The following is an 18,006-nucleotide window of genomic DNA, read 5'->3' as shown; positions in this document are numbered from 1 at the left end:
CTATTAAGCAACCATACTTTCTGCTTTTTGAAGATCAACAGCTACAAGTTGGCTAATACCTTTTTCTGGCATTGTAACTCCATAAAGTCTGTTCATTTTAGACATTGTTAAAGCATGATGTGTAACAATTATAAATTTTGTATCAGTTATTTTTGTAAGTTCCTCAAGCAAACTACAAAATCTTGTGACATTCGCATCATCAAGAGGAGCATCTACTTCATCAAGTACACAAATTGGAGATGGATTGGTTAAGAAAACTGCAAATATTAATGAAAGTGCTGTTAACGCCTGTTCCCCACCTGACAACAGAGTAATTGATTGGAGACGTTTACCTGGAGGACTTACTAACATTTCTAATCCTGCCTCTAAAGGATCATCAGCATCCACCAATTCGAGTTTAGCATTTCCACCATTAAATAGTTTTGTGTAAACCTCATTGAATTTTCTATCAACTTTATCAAAAGCCTCAATTAATCTTTCTCTACCTTTTTGATTAAGCTCATTAATACTCTCTTTTAATTTCACTATCGCTGTTACTAAATCGACACGATCGCTTTCCATTTTTTTGATTTCAGTTTCATACTTATTTGTTTCTTCATCTGCTTTTAAGTTCACTGAACCAAGTCTCTCTCTTTCTTGTTTTTTTTTGTCAAGTAAATCCTCTTGATTTACAGCATCTGGCAATTCTTCGATTCCGAAAAGATTTGAATTTTCTAAAATATTTTCCTCAGATAAATTTAATTCAGAATTTATTCTATCAACTAAATCACTTTTTCTTTTTTTTAATCCCTCGATCGTTGCACCCGAACTTGCTTTTCTCTCTCTAATCTGAATTGACTGTTCTTGGATCTCATTTAATTGTGATCTTAAATTTTCTATTTTTTCATCTGTTGAATTAATTATTTCCTCATTCTCATCTTTTTCTTTTTCAGAAATTCTTAAACCTTCAGTTATTTGACCTTTTTTTTCAGCTTGTAACTTTGGTTGATTATCTAATTTATTTAGCTGATCATTCAATTTACTTCTTCTTTCAGTAAGCTGAGCAACCATTTTTTCAGAGTTTAATAACAGGTTCTTCCAACTTTCTATCTCTGTATCTATTATTTTAATTCTTTCATTTCTTTTCACAGACTCTTTTTTAATATTTTCATTTCTACTATAACTCCCAGCGTATGCTTCAATTAAAATTTTGCAATTATCAAGAACCGATAGAGCTTCTTGATTTTTCTGGGAATTTATAAGTTCTTTAACTTTTTCAATTTCAATTTGTAATTTTTCTTTAGAAGTGTTTAAGTCATTATCTGATTGTTTTTCTGTATCATAATACTTAGAGTCAATTTCTATCAGCTCATTTTTTTCTTCTTTTAATCTTTTTTCATTTGAATTTGCATCGATTACTATTCCCTTTTCTCTACCAATGTCCTCTTCAAATGTTTGAAGTGTTTTTTTTATATTTTCAATTTCATCTTGTATCCTTGTGTTTTCCTCATCAAGACTTTGTAACTCGAGATTAAGTCGCTGTATTTTTGATAAATTTTCAATATTCTTTTCTCTTAATGGTGTGATCTTTTCAGTTTCAGACTTAATGAGATTTTCAAGATCTGTGATTTTTTTGTTAAAGTCTGTAACCTCAGTCTCCGCTTCAACATTAATTTCATTCTCTACTCTTATTTCTTTATCAATTTCTAATAGTTTCAAATAATATAAGCCCGCTTCTATTTTTTTTATATCCTCAGACATATTTTTATATCTAGCTGCCTCTTCAGCTTGTTTTTGAAGATTAACGAGCTGTCTTTCTTGTTGGCGTCTTAATTCATCTGCTCTTTTAAGATTATTTTCTGCAGCACTAAGTCTTAATTCAGCTTCATGTCTTCTTACATGTAAACCTGAAATTCCAGCAGCTTCTTCTAAGATGGCTCTTCGATCAGTTGGTTTAGCTGTAACAATCGCACCTATACGACCTTGGCTTATCATCGATGGAGAATGTGCTCCAGTTGATAGATCTGCAAAAAACATTTGAGCATCACGCGCTCTAACCTCTTTATCATTTATATAAAATTTTGAGCCTTTATCTTTTTCTATTTTTCTTCTAACGTTAACTTCATCTAATTCTCTATATTGAATAGGTCCCTCATTTTTTTCATTGGCTACAGTCACTGACACTTCAGCAATATTCTTTGATGCTTTGTTTGATGTTCCAGAAAATATTACATCTTCCATTCCTGATCCTCGCATACTTTTTGCTGAGGTTTCTCCCATGACCCACCTTAAAGATTCAACAATGTTTGATTTTCCACATCCATTAGGACCAACAATCCCCGTCAAACCATTTTCAATTAAGAAATTAGTTTTATCTGCAAAAGACTTAAATCCATTCAATTGGATTTTTTTAAACTCCATAAAGAGTTTATATCAGTTTTTCTAGAGATTTTTTTAAATTTTTATAATTGAGGGTTTTATCAAATTTCTCGTCGTTTATAATAATCGTAGGAGTAGCATTAACCTTAAATTTTTTAGTACCCTCGATTCGATCATTTAATACATAATCTTCTATTTTCTTATCATTTATACATTTTTCAAAATTTACTTCGAAGCCTTGATTTTTGATAAATTTTTTTAGATTATCGTTAATCTCCTCCACAGTGTTTCCTCTGACCCATTCTTGTTGATTTGAATATAAACTATTTAAAATTTTTAAACCTTCATCACTTTTGCATTGAGCAACTTTTGATGCATTGAAAGCAGCTATATCTAATGGAAAATGTCTAAATTCTATTTTAGCTAAACCAGTATCGATATAATCTTTTTTAAGTTGAGGATATACCTCTCTATGAAAATCTGCACAGTGACTACAAGTTAATGACTCATAGGCAATTATTGTAATCTTCGCATCTTTATTTCCGGCTACAATTCTATTAGTCTCAGCATTAAGAATATTTATCGATCCAAAAAATAAGACGAAAATAAGAAATATTTTTTTCATTTTTTTTTAAATACTTTTGATAACTGAATTAAAGATTTTTTAATTTTTTCATTTTTAACACTATTTATTTTTTTTTGATAATCATGATTTGTCACATCATAAGAATTGTCATTATTTGAAGAGGGTTCAATTTTTTCATCATCAAAACTTGTTAGTTTGATTTTTTCAACCACAGGGTAACCAAATAAATTATTCAATTTTTCTAAAATATCTTTTCTTGAATATTCTAGTTCAACTTCATGCCCTCTTTTTACATTGATTAATAAAGTGCTAGCACCAAACTTGTTTAATGTTTTAAATGATTTTGGGTAACAAACTTTAAATAAATTTTCTCCAACAATATATTTCCAATTGTTGATGGCTTCAGAATACACATGGCCTTTCTTATTGATGACTTTTTTGATATTTTTTGGCAAAGTGTCTTTAAAGGATCTTAAGCCTTGAATGCTATTTCTCTGCTTAGTATATTTTTTAAATTGCATATGAAAGATCAAATAATAACAAAAAAAATTCTTAATTGGTATGATTTAAATAAAAGATCATTACCATGGCGAAAAAATGTTTCACAATCAAAAAAACATTATTATACATTAGTAAGTGAATTTATGTTGCAACAGACACAGGTTGTGACTGTAATCCCTTATTTTGATAGATTTATAAATAAAATTCCAAATCTTAAAAAACTTTCAACAATAGAGGATAATGAATTGATAAAACTTTGGGAGGGTCTTGGATATTATTCAAGAGCAAGAAATTTAAAAAAGACTGCTAAAATCATAATTAGTAAGCATCATGGAAAAATTCCAAACAATTACGAGGATTTGATATCTTTACCTGGCATCGGCAATTACACCGCTAATGCAATTTTAGCTATTGCCTTTAACAAATCTTACATTCCTTTAGATGGAAATATTGAAAGAGTTTTAAAAAGATATCTTCATTTAAAAAAAAATAACGAAATACAAAAAAATAATCTAATAAAAAAAAAATCTATTTTTGGAATTTCATCAAGAGCAAGTGATTATGCTCAAGCTTTAATGGAATTAGGAGCAATGATATGCAAACCAAAAAATCCTGAATGTAACGCATGTCCCATCCTTAAAAGTTGCAAGTCTTACAAAAAGAAAGATTTTGATTTAGCTAAAATTAGAAAAAAAAATAAAGAAAAATATTTTATTCTTAAAGTTTATAAAAAAAATCAAAAATACTTATTAGTAAAAAATACAAAATTTAACTTTTTAAAAAATTTAGCAATTTTTCCAATGGAAGAACTGTCTAAACCGAAAAATTTTAATGAAAATTTTAATTTTAAAATGTCAAACATGAATATGAACATAAAAATTCAATATCTCAAAAATTTGAAAAAATTTCCCTCATCTTATTGGTTTGATAAAAGAAGATTAGATAATTATATGCTTCCAACATTCACTAAAAAAGTGGTCAAATATTTAGAAAAAAATTAATGAAAAAAGTAGCTGTAATTGGTGCTGGTATTTCAGGGCTATTCATTGCCAATTTATTTAAGAGAAACAAAAAATATAAAGTAACTATCTTTGAGAGAAATAGCTTAATTAATTTAAAAGAGGGTTATGGTATTCAATTATCTGTTAATAGCATCAAGCTATTAAATAAAATTCAGTTTGATAAATTAAAAAATAATGAGAAATTTAATCCAGATAAAATTAATTTCTACTCAGTCAAAAATTCAAATAAGATATGTGAGTTAAATATATCAAATTTTAATACTGAAAAATGTAAATATACTACTCTTAAAAGATCATCACTTATTAATTTTTTAAAACAGGATTTAGAAAAAGAAATAAAATTTGAACACACTATTTCAAAGATAGAACAACAAGATCAAATCGTTAAAATTACTTTTGAAAATAATGAAATTCATGAATTTGATTATTTAATTATTTCAGATGGAGTTTTTTCAAAGAGTAAAAGCCTGTTATCGAAAAATCAAATTGAACCAAAATTTAATGATACGTTAGCTATTAGAGGTATAATACCAAGCTCTTTGAACATGGCTGATAAAAAAAACATCTCATTGTTTTTAGGTTCAAATTTTCACTATGTTATTTATCCAGTATCTCCTAATGGTGATTTAAACTTTATAGGTTTAATGAAATTTAAACTTTCAGAGGATGAGCAAAAAGATTACTCGTTGTTTAATGACAATATTTTCATTAATAAAATTTTAGATAAAGTTCCACACTTAGATAATGAATTTTTTGATAATATTAATGATTTAAAGATATACCCAGTATTTGTGAGTAGAGATTTTTTTGAAGTTAATAATAATAATATTCATTTAATAGGTGATGCTTTTTTTGCTTTTCCACCATCATTTGCTCAAGGTGCATCACAATCAATAGAGGGTGCATATGAATTATTTGAGAATATAGAAAACAATACTGAGGATAATTTTTTTAAAAATAGAGTTAATAAAACAAAAATGATTAATAATCGCTCGAAATTTAATCAATTTGCTTTTCATTTATCTAATCCTTTAACAACATTATTGAGAAATATTTTTTTGAAAAGATTGGTAAAAAACAAAAAGTTTTTAGAGAGCTATCTTGGTAAAATATATAGGAACTAATTATTAGAAATTAATCTTTGTCTTAAATGATCGATAGGAACTGCGTTTCCATTCAAGTTATAATGCCAATAGGTCCATCCATTACAGCTTTCAGCACCTAAGATTGTAGCTGCTACTTTATGGATTGAGCCTTCAGTTTGCGCATGTTTGATGCTGCCATCAGCTCTAATTTTTGCACTAATTTTCTTTTTGTTATCAAAAATAGTAGCTCCTGGTTTAATTATTCCTAATTCAACCAAAGAACCAAAAGGTATTCTTGGTTTAGATCTACCGTTCTGAATAGTGTCTAAGTTATCATCTTCTATAGATTTTGCTTTCTTTAATCTTTCCTCAGCAGCTTTAAAATAGGTTTTTTCTTTTTCAATCCCGCAATAATTTCTACCTAATTTTTTTGCAACTGTTGCTGTTGTTCCTGATCCTAAAAAAGGATCTAAAACAAAATCATTTTTATTTGTCGTTGCTAATAAGATTCTGTGAAGCAGTGCTTCAGGTTTTTGGGTAGAATGCACTTTTTTACCGTTCTTTTTTAGTCTTTCAGAACCATTACAAATCGGCAATTCCCAGTTAGATCTCATTTGGAGGTCGTCATTTAAACACTTTAAGGATTGATAATTAAAAGTGTATTTTGATTTTTCAGACTTAGATGCCCAAATTAAAGTCTCGTGAGCATTCGTGAAACGTGTTCCTCTAAAATTTGGCATGGGGTTTTTTTTATTCCAAATGACGTCATTTAAAATCCAAAAACCCAAATTTTGAATTGCTGTCCCAACTCTAAAGATATTGTGATAACTACCAATTACCCAGATAGCCCCATCTTTTTTTAAAATTCTTTTACATTCGCTTAACCATGAGTATGTAAAGTCATCATACTTTTTAAAATTTTCAAATTGATCCCACTTATCATTCACCGCACTTACTTTAGATCTATCAGGTCTTGTTAATTCACTTTTTAGTTGCAGGTTGTAAGGAGGGTCGGCAAAGATTAAATCAAAAGTTTCATCAGGAATTTTTTTAAGTTCCTGAAGACTATCTCCATTAATTAATTTATTTTTTAAGTTCAAATTCATTTTATAAAAACAAATTAGACTCCAAAAAGATTCCTGGGTCAACCTAGGATTGAATTATTTAGATTAGTTTTGTATGACTTTGTATGGCGACAACTACATATGGTGTTTTTACGTGAAAACTATTTCAATTTGTTTATAGGAGAAAAAGTTTTTCTGTGATGCTTTGTAATTCCCAAGATTTTTATAGCTTTTAAATGTTGACTAGTACCGTATCCAAAATTTTTTTGCCAATTATAGCCTTTAAACTTTTTACCTAAATCTGAAATCATCTTATCACGTGTAACTTTTGCAATAATTGATGCCGCTGAAATAGATGGAATTTTTTGGTCACCCTTAATAATAGATTTAAGTTTGTAATTTTTCATATTAGGCAATTTATTTCCATCAATTAAAACATGTGATGGTTTTTTCTTGAGTTTTTTTATTGCTCTTTTCATTGCTAATAAACTGGCATTTAAAATATTTAATTTTTCAATTTCTTTTAATGATGCTTTTCCAATTGCCCATATTGAATTTTTTTTGATATGTTCAAATAAGACTTTGCGTTTAGCACTTGATATGCTTTTCGAGTCTTTAAGTAATTTTGTATTTATAGAACTTTTTAAAATAACTGCAGCTGCATAGACTGGTCCAACTAAACTTCCTCGACCGACTTCATCAACCCCAGCAATTATTTTCATTAAATTTTGATATTCAAATCTTCTATTTTTTTCCTTATTTTTTTTAGGTCCTCCCATGAGAATTTTTTCTTATCTGGATATCTTATTAAATAAGATGGATTGAAAGTGATAATTACTGGAATTGTTTTGTTTCCAATTATGATTTCTTTCCAATCTCCTCTTTCATTTGTAATTTGATTGCTAAGACCAGTTACAGCCTCCATTGCAGTGGTACCCATTAATATTAAAATTTTTGGATCAATAATTGAAATATGTTCTTTAAGGAAAATTGAATATCTTTTTATTTCTTGAGCAGTTGGCTTTCTATCGTTCGGAGGTCTAAAATTTATTGAGTAAGTAGAGTACACTTTCTCTTTTTTGATGTTAATTGCTAAAAGCATCTTGGTTAAAAGTACACCAACATCGCCACAAAATGTTTTAGCTTCCAAGTCCTCTTTCTCATTAGGAGCTTCTCCAATTAACATTATAGGACTATTTATATCACCATCTCCCATAACTATATTTTTAGAATTATCTTTTAAATTACAATCTTGAATTGAATTGATTTTTTTCTTTAGATTTAAAATCCTCTCTTCTTTTGCTGTTTTATTTTGAATGCTATTTTCCTTAACAACTTTAAGTCTATTTATTGGCTTATTACTAAATTCAAATTTTGGCTCTACTTTATCTAAAAATCTTTGATCATATTTGGCATTTTGATTTAACATCTTTTTAGTCATAAAGTGCAGTTATGTTTTTCAAAAATATAAAATTTTTATTGATATTATTTTTACTTTACCAAAATCCTTTGCATTCTAAAAGTACTAGTTTTGATGATTTTGACTCCAAAAATTTATCAAAATATTTTTCAGGAATTGTAGCATTTGAAAATAAAAATAATTCAAGGGCATTAAATTTTTTTAATACTTCTAAAATTTTATTAAATAAGCATGAGCCTTATTTAAAGAGATATGTTTATTCTTTAGTTTTAGAAAATAAAGTTAATCAAGCTATAAATGTTATTAAACAAAATAAAAATAAATCCGAATTTTTTGAAAAATACTTATTATTAACAATAGACAGTCTAAGAAGAGACGATTTTTCAAAAGCATTGAATTATATATCTGAGACCAAAAAATATATTAAGCTCAACCGATTTAACTTAGCAGTTTTAGATAATTTGAGAGACTACGTTTTTGTATTTAATGAAAAAAGATTGCCTAATGATTTAAAAAATTATGGAAATCTATCAATTATTTCAACAACCTTTCAACGGTGTTATTTAGGAGACCCTAAAACAAAAACTTTTTTCTCTAAATTGGTAAATAATGATGATGCAGACTTAACTAGATACACTTTTTTTTATTTAGCATATCTAATTGAAAATAATCAGATAGAGGAAGCCAAAAAAATAACTGAGGGTATTAAGTTTATTAATACATCGTTACTTTTATCTCAAGGGAAAAGCTGGATTGAAAATGGCAATGAAAAAAAAATAAACACTGTTTTTTCATGCAAAAACCATAATGATTTAATAAGTGAATTTTTGTTTTTAATATCTAATTTATATTCTGCTCAAGACGATTATATAAAATCTAACTTTTATTTATATTTGTCTAATTATTTAAATCCAAAATTTTATTATAATTTATCATTGCTTGCTGAAAATCAATATTCAAATGAAGAATTTGATCGTGTTAAAAAGATTTTACGAGAATTTGAAAAAGAAGATGACTTTTATTATTGGTATAGACTAAAAAAAGAAGCTCAAATAATCTCAAAAGAAATTGATCAAAAAGAGTCGTTAAAATTTATTAAGTCTAATTTTGAAAAAATCGAAAAACCAAACGAAAAATTTTTATTTGATATTGCTAATTTTTATAAGAATGCAAAAGAATATGAGCAAGCTATAAAATATTACACCAAAGTTTTAGAAATAATTGGCGATGATTTACAAATTAAATCAGATTTATTTTACAGAAGAGGAGCAAGTAATGAACGAATGGGAAATTATGAAGAAGCTGATAGGGATATGCTTTTATCTTTAGAAATTGATCCTGATGATGCTTATGTTCTTAATTACTTAGCATACTCGTGGTTAGAGAGAGATCATAAAATTAAAGAGGCAATGGAAATGTTAGAGAAAGCATATTCTTTAAAGGAAAATGATCCTTACATAATAGATTCAATTGGTTGGGCTTATTTTTTAACAGATGACTATGTAAAAGCAGAGACATATTTAAAAAGAGCAGTTGAGTTAATGCCAGACGATGCAATAGTAAATGATCACTATGGAGATATTCTTTGGAAGTTGGGGAGAAAAATTCAAGCAAGATATTTTTGGAAAAGTGTATCTAAAATGGAAGATGTGGATGAAGAATTATTACAAAAAATAAATCAAAAAATTATAAAAGGTCTCTGAGATGAGTTATTCCAGGATAAAGTCTTATGCGAAAATTAACTTAGCTCTTAACATCACTGGAAAAACTTCTAAGTTACATAAAATTGAGAGTGTTGTTGGTTTTGTTACGTTACATGATGTTATTTTAATTAAAAAAATTCAATCTAAAAAACATATAATTTCATTTAAAGGAAAATTTTCAAAAAACATCGGCCCAAAAAACACAATTTCAAAATTGTTTAAATTTTTAGAGAAAGAAAAGTTACTTACAAGTTCTAAGTTTGAGATAAAAGTTAATAAATATATTCCATCAAAATCTGGATTGGGAGGCGGATCAATGAATGCTGCAAACATATTAAAATATTTGATTAAAAAAAAATTTATAAATCCTAATAAAAGACAATTAATTTCAATTTGTAAATCAATAGGTTCAGATGTAGCTCTCGGTCTTAATTCTACTTTTACAATTCTTAAATCCAACAATCAGATTAAAGAGTTTAAAAACTGCAAAAAATTTAATGTGCTGATTGTTAAACCTAGTTTTGGATGTTCAACAAAAGAGATATATTCAGGTGTTAAAAAATTCACAAAACCAAGATTTAATAAACTTTCTAAGAAAATGTTTAACTTTGATAATTTGAAAAAACTCAATAATTCTCTTGAGGCAATTTCTTTATCTAAGTTTCCAAAATTAAAAAATATCAAACATTTTCTTGAAAAATCTTCAAATAAGAGTTTTGTAAGAATGACAGGATCAGGTTCAGCAATTGTCGCATATTTTAAATCTAAAAAATTATGCGATGATGTAAAAAAAAAATTCAGTAGAAAATATAAAAATTGCTGGTGTAAAGTTGCAAAAACTATATAAACTCTTTTTTTTGTGTTATACGAAATTAGATTGGGGCGTAGCCAAGCGGTAAGGCACGGGTTTTTGGTACCTGCATCCTAGGTTCGAATCCTAGCGCCCCAGCCAAATATGAAAAACTTTTTTAATAAAATTTTCTCGAGCTCAAAAAACCTTTACTCATTTAAGAATAATATCAAAAAACTTTCAATAACAACGCCTGTGAAAAAAATTTTTGAGGTTATTAATTCTCACTCATCTGAAAGTGAGATTAGGTATGTTGGAGGTTGTTTGAGAAAAATATTTAATAATGAGAAAGTTGATGACATAGATTTAGCAACAAATTTAAATCCGATAGAAGTCTCCGAAATCTTAAAAAAAAATAAAATAAATTTTTATGAGTCTGGAATTGAGCATGGAACAATTACAGCAATTCTAGATGATCATAAGTTTGAGATAACATCTCTAAGAGAAGATATTTTTACAGATGGTAGACACGCAAAGGTAAAATTCTCAAAAGATTGGAAAAAAGATGCTGCGAGAAGGGATTTTACTATTAACTCTATTTATGCTGATTTAGATGGAAATATATTCGATCCTCATAATGGAAAAAAAGATATTGAAATGGGGCAGGTTAACTTTATTGGTGATCCTGAAAAAAGAATTAAAGAAGATTATTTGAGGATATTAAGATACTTAAGATTTTTTTTGAATTATTCAAAACAACCTCACAAACAAGAAATAATTAAAACAATAAAAATCAATATAAGTGGTATTTCTATAATATCTAAAGAGAGATTATTAGATGAGCTTAAAAAAATATTAAAATCAAATCAATTAGAAAAATTATCAAAAGATAAATTCAGCATCGAATTAATATTACTGATTTTTCCAGAGCTAAAGAATATCAAAAGTGTTATTAATTCAATCAAAGTTAAGAAAGAATTTTTTGTTGAATTGGATTTTATATTTATTTTATTTTTAATGATAATAGATGGGACAGATAATTTAGAATATTTCTTATACAAATATAATATTTCAAAAAAAGATCAAAAAAGAGCTTATGCTATTAATAATTTTTATAATGAAAAGGAAGGGATAAAAACTTTAAATGAAGCCAACTTAAATAAAGTTTTATACTATAATGGCAGACAAGCAGTGTTAGATATTTTAAATTTTAAAATTATAAAATCAAAGAAATTAGATAAGAAAATGTTAAGTTTATTAGAACTTTATAAAAATAAGATTACACCAAGTTTGCCTGTTGGAGCTGATTTATTAATGACAAGATACAAAATACCAGAGGGAAGACAATTGGGAAGTATGCTTAAATTAATTGAGGAAGAGTGGGTAAGAAATAATTTTGAAATTACTGAAAAACAAATCGATAATATTGTTAAAGGTTAAAGATATTTGACGTCTTTAATTTCAAAGTTTTTTACTCCAGCGGGAGTATTTATCTCCACAAGATCTTTTTTATTTTTTCCAATAAGACCTTTACCTATTGGTGATTGAAAATATAATAATTTTTTTTTTAAGTCTGCCTCATCTCTTCCAACTATTTTGTAATCTATCTTTTCACCAGTATCTAAATTTTCTAGAAATACAGTGGCACCAAAAATCACTTTGCCATCATTATTAATTTTAGTAACATCAATAACGTTTGCTCTTGCTATAATATCATTTATTTCTGTTATTCTGCCTTCGTTGTGAGACTGTTCCTCTTTTGCTGCATGATACTCAGCATTTTCTTTTAAGTCTCCGTGAGATCTTGCTTCAGCAATTGCAGCAACTATTTCAGGTCTTTTTTTTTCTTTTAAAAAAATTAGTTCTTCTTTCAATTTATTTAATCCATTTAGAGTGATTGGTTCTTTATCCATTTTATTTCCATTTTGCATGAGGAGGTAATGACATTAATATTCCCTCAACATTACCACCTGTTTGTAATCCAAATTTTGTGCCTCTGTCATACAGTAAATTAAATTCTGCATATCTTCCTCTTTTAATATATTGATTTTCTTTATCTTTAGAAGTCCATTTTTTTTTAATTTTTTTACTTATAATTTTTTGAAAAATAGACTCAAAAGTAACACCAACATCTCTGACAAATTTAAAATTTTTTTCAAAATTATCTTTTTTATAATCAAAAAAAATACCACCTATTCCACGAGGTTCTTTTCTATGAGGTAGATAAAAATATTCATCACACCACTTTTTATATTTCTTATAATAATTTTTGTCATGTCGATTACACATATCCCTAAGTATTTTATGAAACACCTCTTTTTCTTTGTTATCTTTTTTTGAAGGCGTAACATCAATACCTCCACCGAACCAATCAAAAGTCGTACAAATATATCTAGTGTTAAAATGCATCGCGGGAATTAAAGGGTTTTTCATATGCATTACTACAGATATACCCGATGCCCAGAACCTAGGATCTTTTTGAGCACCTGGTATATTTTGTTGAAATTTTTTTGGAAATTTTCCATAAACTTTTGAAAAATTAACACCCACTTTATCAAAAACTTTTCCATCTTTTAAAATTCTATATTCACCACCACCTTCATCTTTTTTTAAATTTCTTCTCCATGTAGTCGACTTGAAACTGATCTTGTTTTTTTCAAAATCACCAATAGTTTTACAAAACATTTCCTGCAAAGATTTAAACCAATTACTTGTTAATTTTTGTTTTATTTCTAGATCCATTTAAATTAATTCATTTTGTTTTAAGCACTCAGCCAATACTATTGCAACAGAAGAAGAAATATTAAGAGAACGCTTATTATTTCTCATTGGAATTTTTAACCTATTATTTATCATTTTATGCACATATTCAGGCACTCCTGCACTTTCTCTTCCAAATAAAATTGTATCATTTTTTTTAAACTTAAATTGTGTATATGAGCTAGAGGCTTTTGTTGTCATGAGTATAATTCTTTGACTCTGTTTTTCATCAAAAAATTGATCTGAGCTCTCATAATATCTAATCTCTTTTTCATCCATATAATCCATCACAACCCTTTTAAATCTTTTATCATTTAATAAAAAACCACAAGGCTCGATTATTTCTAATTTCGCCCCTAAACAGGCACAAGTTCTTATGATGGCAGCAGTATTTTGAGGAATATCAGGTTCAAATAGTGCAATTTTTGGCCCATCATTAATTAGATTATGTGTCATTCTATCAGTAGAAAAATAATACTTTTTTATTATATGTAATCATATATTAACTACCTAAATCAACATATAGAATTATTAAAACCTATAGATAGTGGAAAAGAAAACTAAAAGAAGAGATTTTTTATTTACAGCTACTTATGCAGTGGGAGCTGTGGGAGCAGGTGCAGTGATTTGGCCTATGATAGATCAAATGAACCCAGATGCTTCGGTAAAAGCACTAGCGAGTACTGAAGTTGATGTAAGTGCAGTTGATCCTGGAAAAACTATTACTGTACTGTGGAGAGGAAAACCAGTTTTTATCAGAAGAAGAACACAAGAAGAAATAGCAGAGGCTAAAGCTGTCAAGATGGAAGATTTAAAGCATCCAGAAAAAGATGAAGATCGTGCAAAAGATCCAGAGTGGCTTGTTATGCTCGGAGTATGTACGCACTTAGGTTGTGTGCCTTTAGATCAAAAAGGAGATTACAATGGATGGTTCTGCCCATGTCATGGTTCTCATTATGATACTTCAGGAAGAATTAGAAAAGGTCCAGCCCCAACAAATATGGAAATCCCTGAATATAAATTTGTTGATGCTAACACAATTAAGATTGGATAATTTTTTATGAGTGAACACGAATACACACCAAAATCAAAAGTTGGAAAATGGTTTAACGATAGGTTACCTCTTTTAACTTTAGCAAATCATTTAACAGATTACCCAACACCAAAAAATTTGAATTATTGGTGGACTTTTGGTGGAATTCTTACCTTTTGTTTAATTACTCAAATTGTAACCGGATTAGTTTTAGCAATGCATTATATTGCACATGCTGATATGGCGTTCCAAAGTGTCGAACATATAATGAGAGATGTAAACTACGGATGGTTGATAAGATATATACATGCAAATGGTGCTTCAATGTTTTTCTTAGCAGTATACATTCACATATTCAGATCTTTGTTTTACGGCTCATATAAATCACCGAGAGAAATTATATGGATTATTGGTATAATCATTTATCTTCTTATGATGGCAGCTGCTTTCTTAGGCTATGTTTTGCCATGGGGACAAATGAGTTTTTGGGGAGCTACAGTTATTACAAATTTATTTAGTGCAATTCCTTTGGTAGGTGAGGGAATAGTAACATGGTTATGGGGAGGATATTCAGTAGATAACCCAACACTTACAAGATTTTTCACTCTACACTACTTAATTCCTTTTTTAATTTTAGGTTTAGTCGTTTTACATATTTGGGCTCTTCACGTTCCTGGAAATAATAATCCAATTGGTATTGATATAAAAAAACCATCAAAAGACACAGTTCCATTTCATCCATACATAGTTATTAAAGATGGTTTTGCGTTGTTGATGTTTATGATTGTTTTTGCTTTTTTTGTTTTCTATACACCAAATATTTTAGGTCATGCTGACAATTACATTGAAGCTAATCCTCTTGTAACACCAGCTCACATTGTTCCAGAGTGGTATCTTTTACCTTTTTATGCAATTTTGAGATCAGTCCCAGATAAACTTTTAGGAGTTATAGCGATGTTGTCTGCTATTCTGATATTAGCTGCATTACCTTGGTTAGATACATCAAAAATTAGATCTGCAGTTTTTAGACCTTTGTATAAACAGTTTTATTGGATCTTAGTAGCTGATGTTTTAATTTTAGGATACGTTGGAGCTATGCCAGCAGAGGGGCTTTACTTGTTAATCGCAAGGGTTGCTACAGCATATTACTTCCTTCATTTTTTAGTTGTGCTACCAATTTTAGGATTTAAGGAAAGAACCACACCCGTTCCTTTGAGTATTACCGAACCTATTTTAGGTGGATCACCAAATCTTGCTGCGGTGAAAAAAAAGGATACTTTTAAAGATCAGTGAAAAATTTTTTTAGATTATCGTTTTTAATAGCACTATTACTTGGATTTCAATTTAATTCTAATGCAGCTGAAAAAGTTGAATATTTGAAAACAGATTGGAGTTTTAAAGGTCCTTTTGGAAAATTTGACAGAGCCTCACTTCAAAGAGGATATCAAGTTTATCAAGAAGTATGTTCGTCATGCCATTCTATGAAATATTTGAGTTATAGAAACCTAGTAGAAGAGGGTGGGCCTGAGTTTTCAGTGGAACAAGCAAAAGCCATTGCAGCATCTTTCGAGGTAAAAGATGGACCAAATGCGGATGGTGAAATGTTTATGAGACCAGGAAGGTTGTCAGATAAATTTGTAATGCCTTACGAAAATGAAAAAGCCGCTCAAGCAGCAAATGGTGGTGCATATCCACCTGATATGACTGTTTTAGTAAAAGCTAGAGGAGGTGGAGTTGATTATATCTATTCACTCCTTCAAGGATATGAGGATCCGCCAGCTGGAGTGACTTTAGATGATGGTGTTTATTACAATAAATACATGTATGGAAATAAGATTAAAATGTCCAATCAACTTTCTGATGGTTTGGTAGAATACTCAGATGGTACGAATGCCTCTGTGGAACAAATGGCAAAAGATGTTACAACTTTTTTAATGTGGACTGCAGAACCTCATTTAGAGACACGTCATAAAATGGGTTTTAAAGCAATAGTTTACTTAATTATATTAACAGTTTTAGTTTATTTCAGTATGAAGAGAATCTGGTCACGTATTGAAACGAAAGTTTAAAACATCACCGTCTTTAACAATATAGTCTTTACCTTCCAATCTCATTTTTCCATTTGTTTTAGAATTTACCCATCCATCATTTTCAACAAAATCATTATAAGAAATAGTCTCAGCTCTAATAAATCCTTTTTCAAAATCAGTATGTATTTCACCAGCAGCTTTTGGAGCTAAACAATTTTTCTGAATAGTCCAGGCTCTTGTTTCCTCAGGGCCTGAGGTAAAAAAAGTGTCTAATTCTAAAATCTTATAACCTTTTTGTATCAACATATCCAAGCCAGTGTCCTTTAAACCAATCATTTCCATATAGTTTTTTCTTTCTTCACTATCTAATTCATTGATTTGATTTTCAATATCAGCTGATACAATCAAAGTGTTTTCTAAACCAAATTTTTCTAAGAATGATTTAGTGTAACCGTTTCCATTTTGGACACTTTTCTCATCAACATTACAAACAAATATTTTAGGCTTCAAAGACAATAAACCACTTAAATTTAGTTGTTTTTTGCTAAATTCTGATTTTAAACTTGTTAAATCTTGATCATTATTAATTAAATCTAAACAACTTTGAAGAATTTTAATTTGATCCTCATCAATATTTTTTTTGTTATTTTTTTCAAGTCTTTTTTGAATGGACTCTAAATCTGCAAGTTTCATTTCTGTCTCAATTATTTCAAGATCTCTAACAGGGTCAACTGTAGGATTTACATTTTGAATATCACTAGAGTCAAAACATCTAATCATATGTATTACAGCGTCTACTTCTCTGATATGAGATAAAAATTTATTTCCCAAACCTTCACCTTTAGATGCACCCTTTACAAGACCAGCTATGTCAACAAAAGAAATAGTAGTAGGTATAATTTTTTTTGATTTAGAAATTTTGGCTAAATTTTCTAATCGATAATCAGGCACACTAACTACTCCAATATTTGGATCAATTGTACAAAATGGAAAGTTAGCTGCTTGAGCTTTATTGGAATTAGTTAATGCATTGAAGAGAGTAGATTTACCCACATTTGGCAAACCAACGATCCCACACTTGAAACTCATTATTTATTATTTACTGTACTAGAAAAAAGATCTAATTTTTTTTCAACAAGAAAAGAAATTGAGTCATTTATATGGTTTGATATTTTTTCAATACCTAATGACTCATCTTCGTCAAAATTTTGTAAAACATAATCTGAAACCTCGATGTTTCCTTTGGGTTTACCTATACCTATTCTAACTCTAGAATAATCTTTGCCGATAAACTTATCAATCGATGCAATTCCATTGTGTCCTGCGCTTGATCCTCCAAATTTAGCTTTAATTTTTCCAAATTCCACATCTAGATCATCATGAAAAACTATTACATCTTGAGCATCAATTTTAAAATATTCAATAAGCTCTCTAATACAAATTCCTGAATTATTCATAAAGGTCAAAGGTTTGATGGCATAAACTTTAACATTTCCTATATTGCCAGTGGTTAATAGGCCTTTAAATTTTGGTTTTTGTTTTGATAAACTAAATTTTTTGTTTATTGCGTCTATAATTTTAAACCCAACATTATGTCGATTATTTTCACTGTCTGGTGTTGGATTACCCAATCCTACAAATAAAAGCATGATCT

Annotated in this window: 19 protein-coding genes and 1 tRNA gene; 9 read left to right on the top strand and 11 right to left on the bottom strand. The window is 28.6% G+C overall.

Going from position 1 to position 18,006, the window contains the following annotated elements; all coding sequences use genetic code 11:
* Positions 1-3: 3 nt before the first annotated feature.
* From B5L73_RS05735 to B5L73_RS05725, 3 genes are read right to left on the bottom strand one after another with little or no spacing between them, the layout of a single operon-like run.
* Positions 4-2,400, bottom strand: a complete 2,397-nt coding sequence (locus tag B5L73_RS05735) for a chromosome segregation SMC family protein (RefSeq protein ID WP_085149136.1) — start codon at positions 2,398-2,400, stop codon at positions 4-6.
* Positions 2,401-2,407: 7 nt separating this feature from the next.
* Positions 2,408-2,983 (bottom strand): thioredoxin domain-containing protein, encoded by a 576-nt coding sequence (locus B5L73_RS05730; RefSeq protein ID WP_085149134.1) that lies wholly within the window; start codon positions 2,981-2,983, stop codon positions 2,408-2,410.
* Positions 2,980-3,465: a DUF721 domain-containing protein gene (locus B5L73_RS05725; protein ID WP_085149129.1), complete on the bottom strand. Its 486-nt coding sequence runs from the start codon at positions 3,463-3,465 to the stop codon at positions 2,980-2,982. The genes B5L73_RS05730 and B5L73_RS05725 overlap by 4 nt, the downstream gene beginning before the upstream one ends.
* Between B5L73_RS05725 and B5L73_RS05720 the strand changes: the two genes are divergently transcribed.
* The gene (locus B5L73_RS05720; protein WP_085149126.1) at positions 3,466-4,446 is read left to right on the top strand and encodes an A/G-specific adenine glycosylase; all 981 of its coding nucleotides are present in this window, start codon (positions 3,466-3,468) and stop codon (positions 4,444-4,446) included.
* Entirely contained in the window at positions 4,446-5,591 is a 1,146-nt protein-coding gene (locus tag B5L73_RS05715; RefSeq protein ID WP_085149123.1) for an FAD-dependent monooxygenase, read from the top strand. The genes B5L73_RS05720 and B5L73_RS05715 overlap by 1 nt, the downstream gene beginning before the upstream one ends.
* Here the strand turns inward: B5L73_RS05715 and B5L73_RS05710 are convergent.
* From B5L73_RS05710 to B5L73_RS05700, 3 genes are all read right to left on the bottom strand, one after another.
* Positions 5,588-6,658 carry a site-specific DNA-methyltransferase gene (locus B5L73_RS05710; protein WP_085149120.1) on the bottom strand — a complete coding sequence of 357 codons (1,071 nt, stop codon included), beginning with the start codon at positions 6,656-6,658 and terminating at the stop codon, positions 5,588-5,590. The two genes, B5L73_RS05715 and B5L73_RS05710, sit on opposite strands and share 4 nt — an antisense overlap.
* Before the next feature lie 119 nt (positions 6,659-6,777).
* Entirely contained in the window at positions 6,778-7,338 is a 561-nt protein-coding gene (locus tag B5L73_RS05705) for a ribonuclease HII (protein ID WP_085149669.1), read from the bottom strand.
* On the bottom strand, positions 7,338-8,057 hold the full coding sequence (locus B5L73_RS05700) for a uracil-DNA glycosylase (RefSeq protein WP_085149117.1): 720 nt from the start codon (positions 8,055-8,057) through the stop codon (positions 7,338-7,340). The genes B5L73_RS05705 and B5L73_RS05700 overlap by 1 nt, the downstream gene beginning before the upstream one ends.
* Positions 8,058-8,068: 11 nt before the next feature.
* Here B5L73_RS05700 and B5L73_RS05695 point away from each other — a divergent pair, with 11 nt between their 5' ends.
* The 4 genes from B5L73_RS05695 (at position 8,069) to B5L73_RS05680 (ending at position 11,969) form a co-directional block, all read left to right on the top strand.
* The gene (locus B5L73_RS05695; protein ID WP_085149114.1) at positions 8,069-9,739 is read left to right on the top strand and encodes a tetratricopeptide repeat protein; all 1,671 of its coding nucleotides are present in this window, start codon (positions 8,069-8,071) and stop codon (positions 9,737-9,739) included.
* 1 nt (position 9,740) lies between these two features.
* On the top strand, positions 9,741-10,586 hold the full coding sequence (locus tag B5L73_RS05690; RefSeq protein ID WP_085149111.1) for a 4-(cytidine 5'-diphospho)-2-C-methyl-D-erythritol kinase: 846 nt from the start codon (positions 9,741-9,743) through the stop codon (positions 10,584-10,586).
* Positions 10,587-10,617: 31 nt separating this feature from the next.
* A tRNA-Gln gene (locus B5L73_RS05685) sits at positions 10,618-10,691 on the top strand.
* A 3-nt stretch (positions 10,692-10,694) separates the two neighbouring features.
* Positions 10,695-11,969 carry a CCA tRNA nucleotidyltransferase gene (locus tag B5L73_RS05680; protein ID WP_085149106.1) on the top strand — a complete coding sequence of 425 codons (1,275 nt, stop codon included), beginning with the start codon at positions 10,695-10,697 and terminating at the stop codon, positions 11,967-11,969.
* On the opposite strand, the gene greA is transcribed toward B5L73_RS05680, so the two are convergent.
* From greA to B5L73_RS05665, 3 genes are read right to left on the bottom strand one after another with little or no spacing between them, the layout of a single operon-like run.
* A complete protein-coding gene (greA, locus tag B5L73_RS05675; protein WP_085149665.1) occupies positions 11,966-12,442 on the bottom strand; it encodes a transcription elongation factor GreA in 477 nt (158 codons plus the stop codon). The two genes, B5L73_RS05680 and greA, sit on opposite strands and share 4 nt — an antisense overlap.
* A gap of 1 nt (position 12,443) precedes the next feature.
* The gene (hemF, locus tag B5L73_RS05670; protein WP_085149104.1) at positions 12,444-13,271 is read right to left on the bottom strand and encodes an oxygen-dependent coproporphyrinogen oxidase; all 828 of its coding nucleotides are present in this window, start codon (positions 13,269-13,271) and stop codon (positions 12,444-12,446) included.
* Positions 13,272-13,745 (bottom strand): tRNA (cytidine(34)-2'-O)-methyltransferase, encoded by a 474-nt coding sequence (locus B5L73_RS05665; protein WP_232309652.1) that lies wholly within the window; start codon positions 13,743-13,745, stop codon positions 13,272-13,274.
* 88 nt (positions 13,746-13,833) lie between these two features.
* Between B5L73_RS05665 and petA the strand changes: the two genes are divergently transcribed.
* From petA to B5L73_RS05650, 3 genes are read left to right on the top strand one after another with little or no spacing between them, the layout of a single operon-like run.
* Complete coding sequence (gene petA / locus B5L73_RS05660; protein ID WP_085149101.1) at positions 13,834-14,343, top strand: ubiquinol-cytochrome c reductase iron-sulfur subunit; 510 nt, start codon at positions 13,834-13,836, stop codon at positions 14,341-14,343.
* Between the two features lie 6 nt (positions 14,344-14,349).
* On the top strand, positions 14,350-15,615 hold the full coding sequence (locus tag B5L73_RS05655) for a cytochrome b (RefSeq protein ID WP_085149096.1): 1,266 nt from the start codon (positions 14,350-14,352) through the stop codon (positions 15,613-15,615).
* Positions 15,612-16,391 carry a cytochrome c1 gene (locus B5L73_RS05650; protein ID WP_085149093.1) on the top strand — a complete coding sequence of 260 codons (780 nt, stop codon included), beginning with the start codon at positions 15,612-15,614 and terminating at the stop codon, positions 16,389-16,391. Before B5L73_RS05655 ends, B5L73_RS05650 begins: the two co-directional genes overlap by 4 nt.
* Here B5L73_RS05650 and ychF read toward each other — a convergent pair.
* Positions 16,368-17,441 carry a redox-regulated ATPase YchF gene (gene ychF, locus B5L73_RS05645; RefSeq protein ID WP_085149089.1) on the bottom strand — a complete coding sequence of 358 codons (1,074 nt, stop codon included), beginning with the start codon at positions 17,439-17,441 and terminating at the stop codon, positions 16,368-16,370. The genes B5L73_RS05650 and ychF overlap by 24 nt on opposite strands.
* A complete protein-coding gene (pth, locus tag B5L73_RS05640; protein WP_085149086.1) occupies positions 17,441-18,001 on the bottom strand; it encodes an aminoacyl-tRNA hydrolase in 561 nt (186 codons plus the stop codon). The genes ychF and pth overlap by 1 nt, the downstream gene beginning before the upstream one ends.
* Positions 18,002-18,006 lie beyond the last annotated feature (5 nt).

Origin of the sequence: Candidatus Pelagibacter sp. RS39, assembly GCF_002101315.1 — a bacterium.
In the GTDB taxonomy this organism is placed as follows: Bacteria; Pseudomonadota; Alphaproteobacteria; order Pelagibacterales; family Pelagibacteraceae; genus Pelagibacter.
This window is presented reverse-complemented; position numbering and strand designations above follow the sequence as displayed.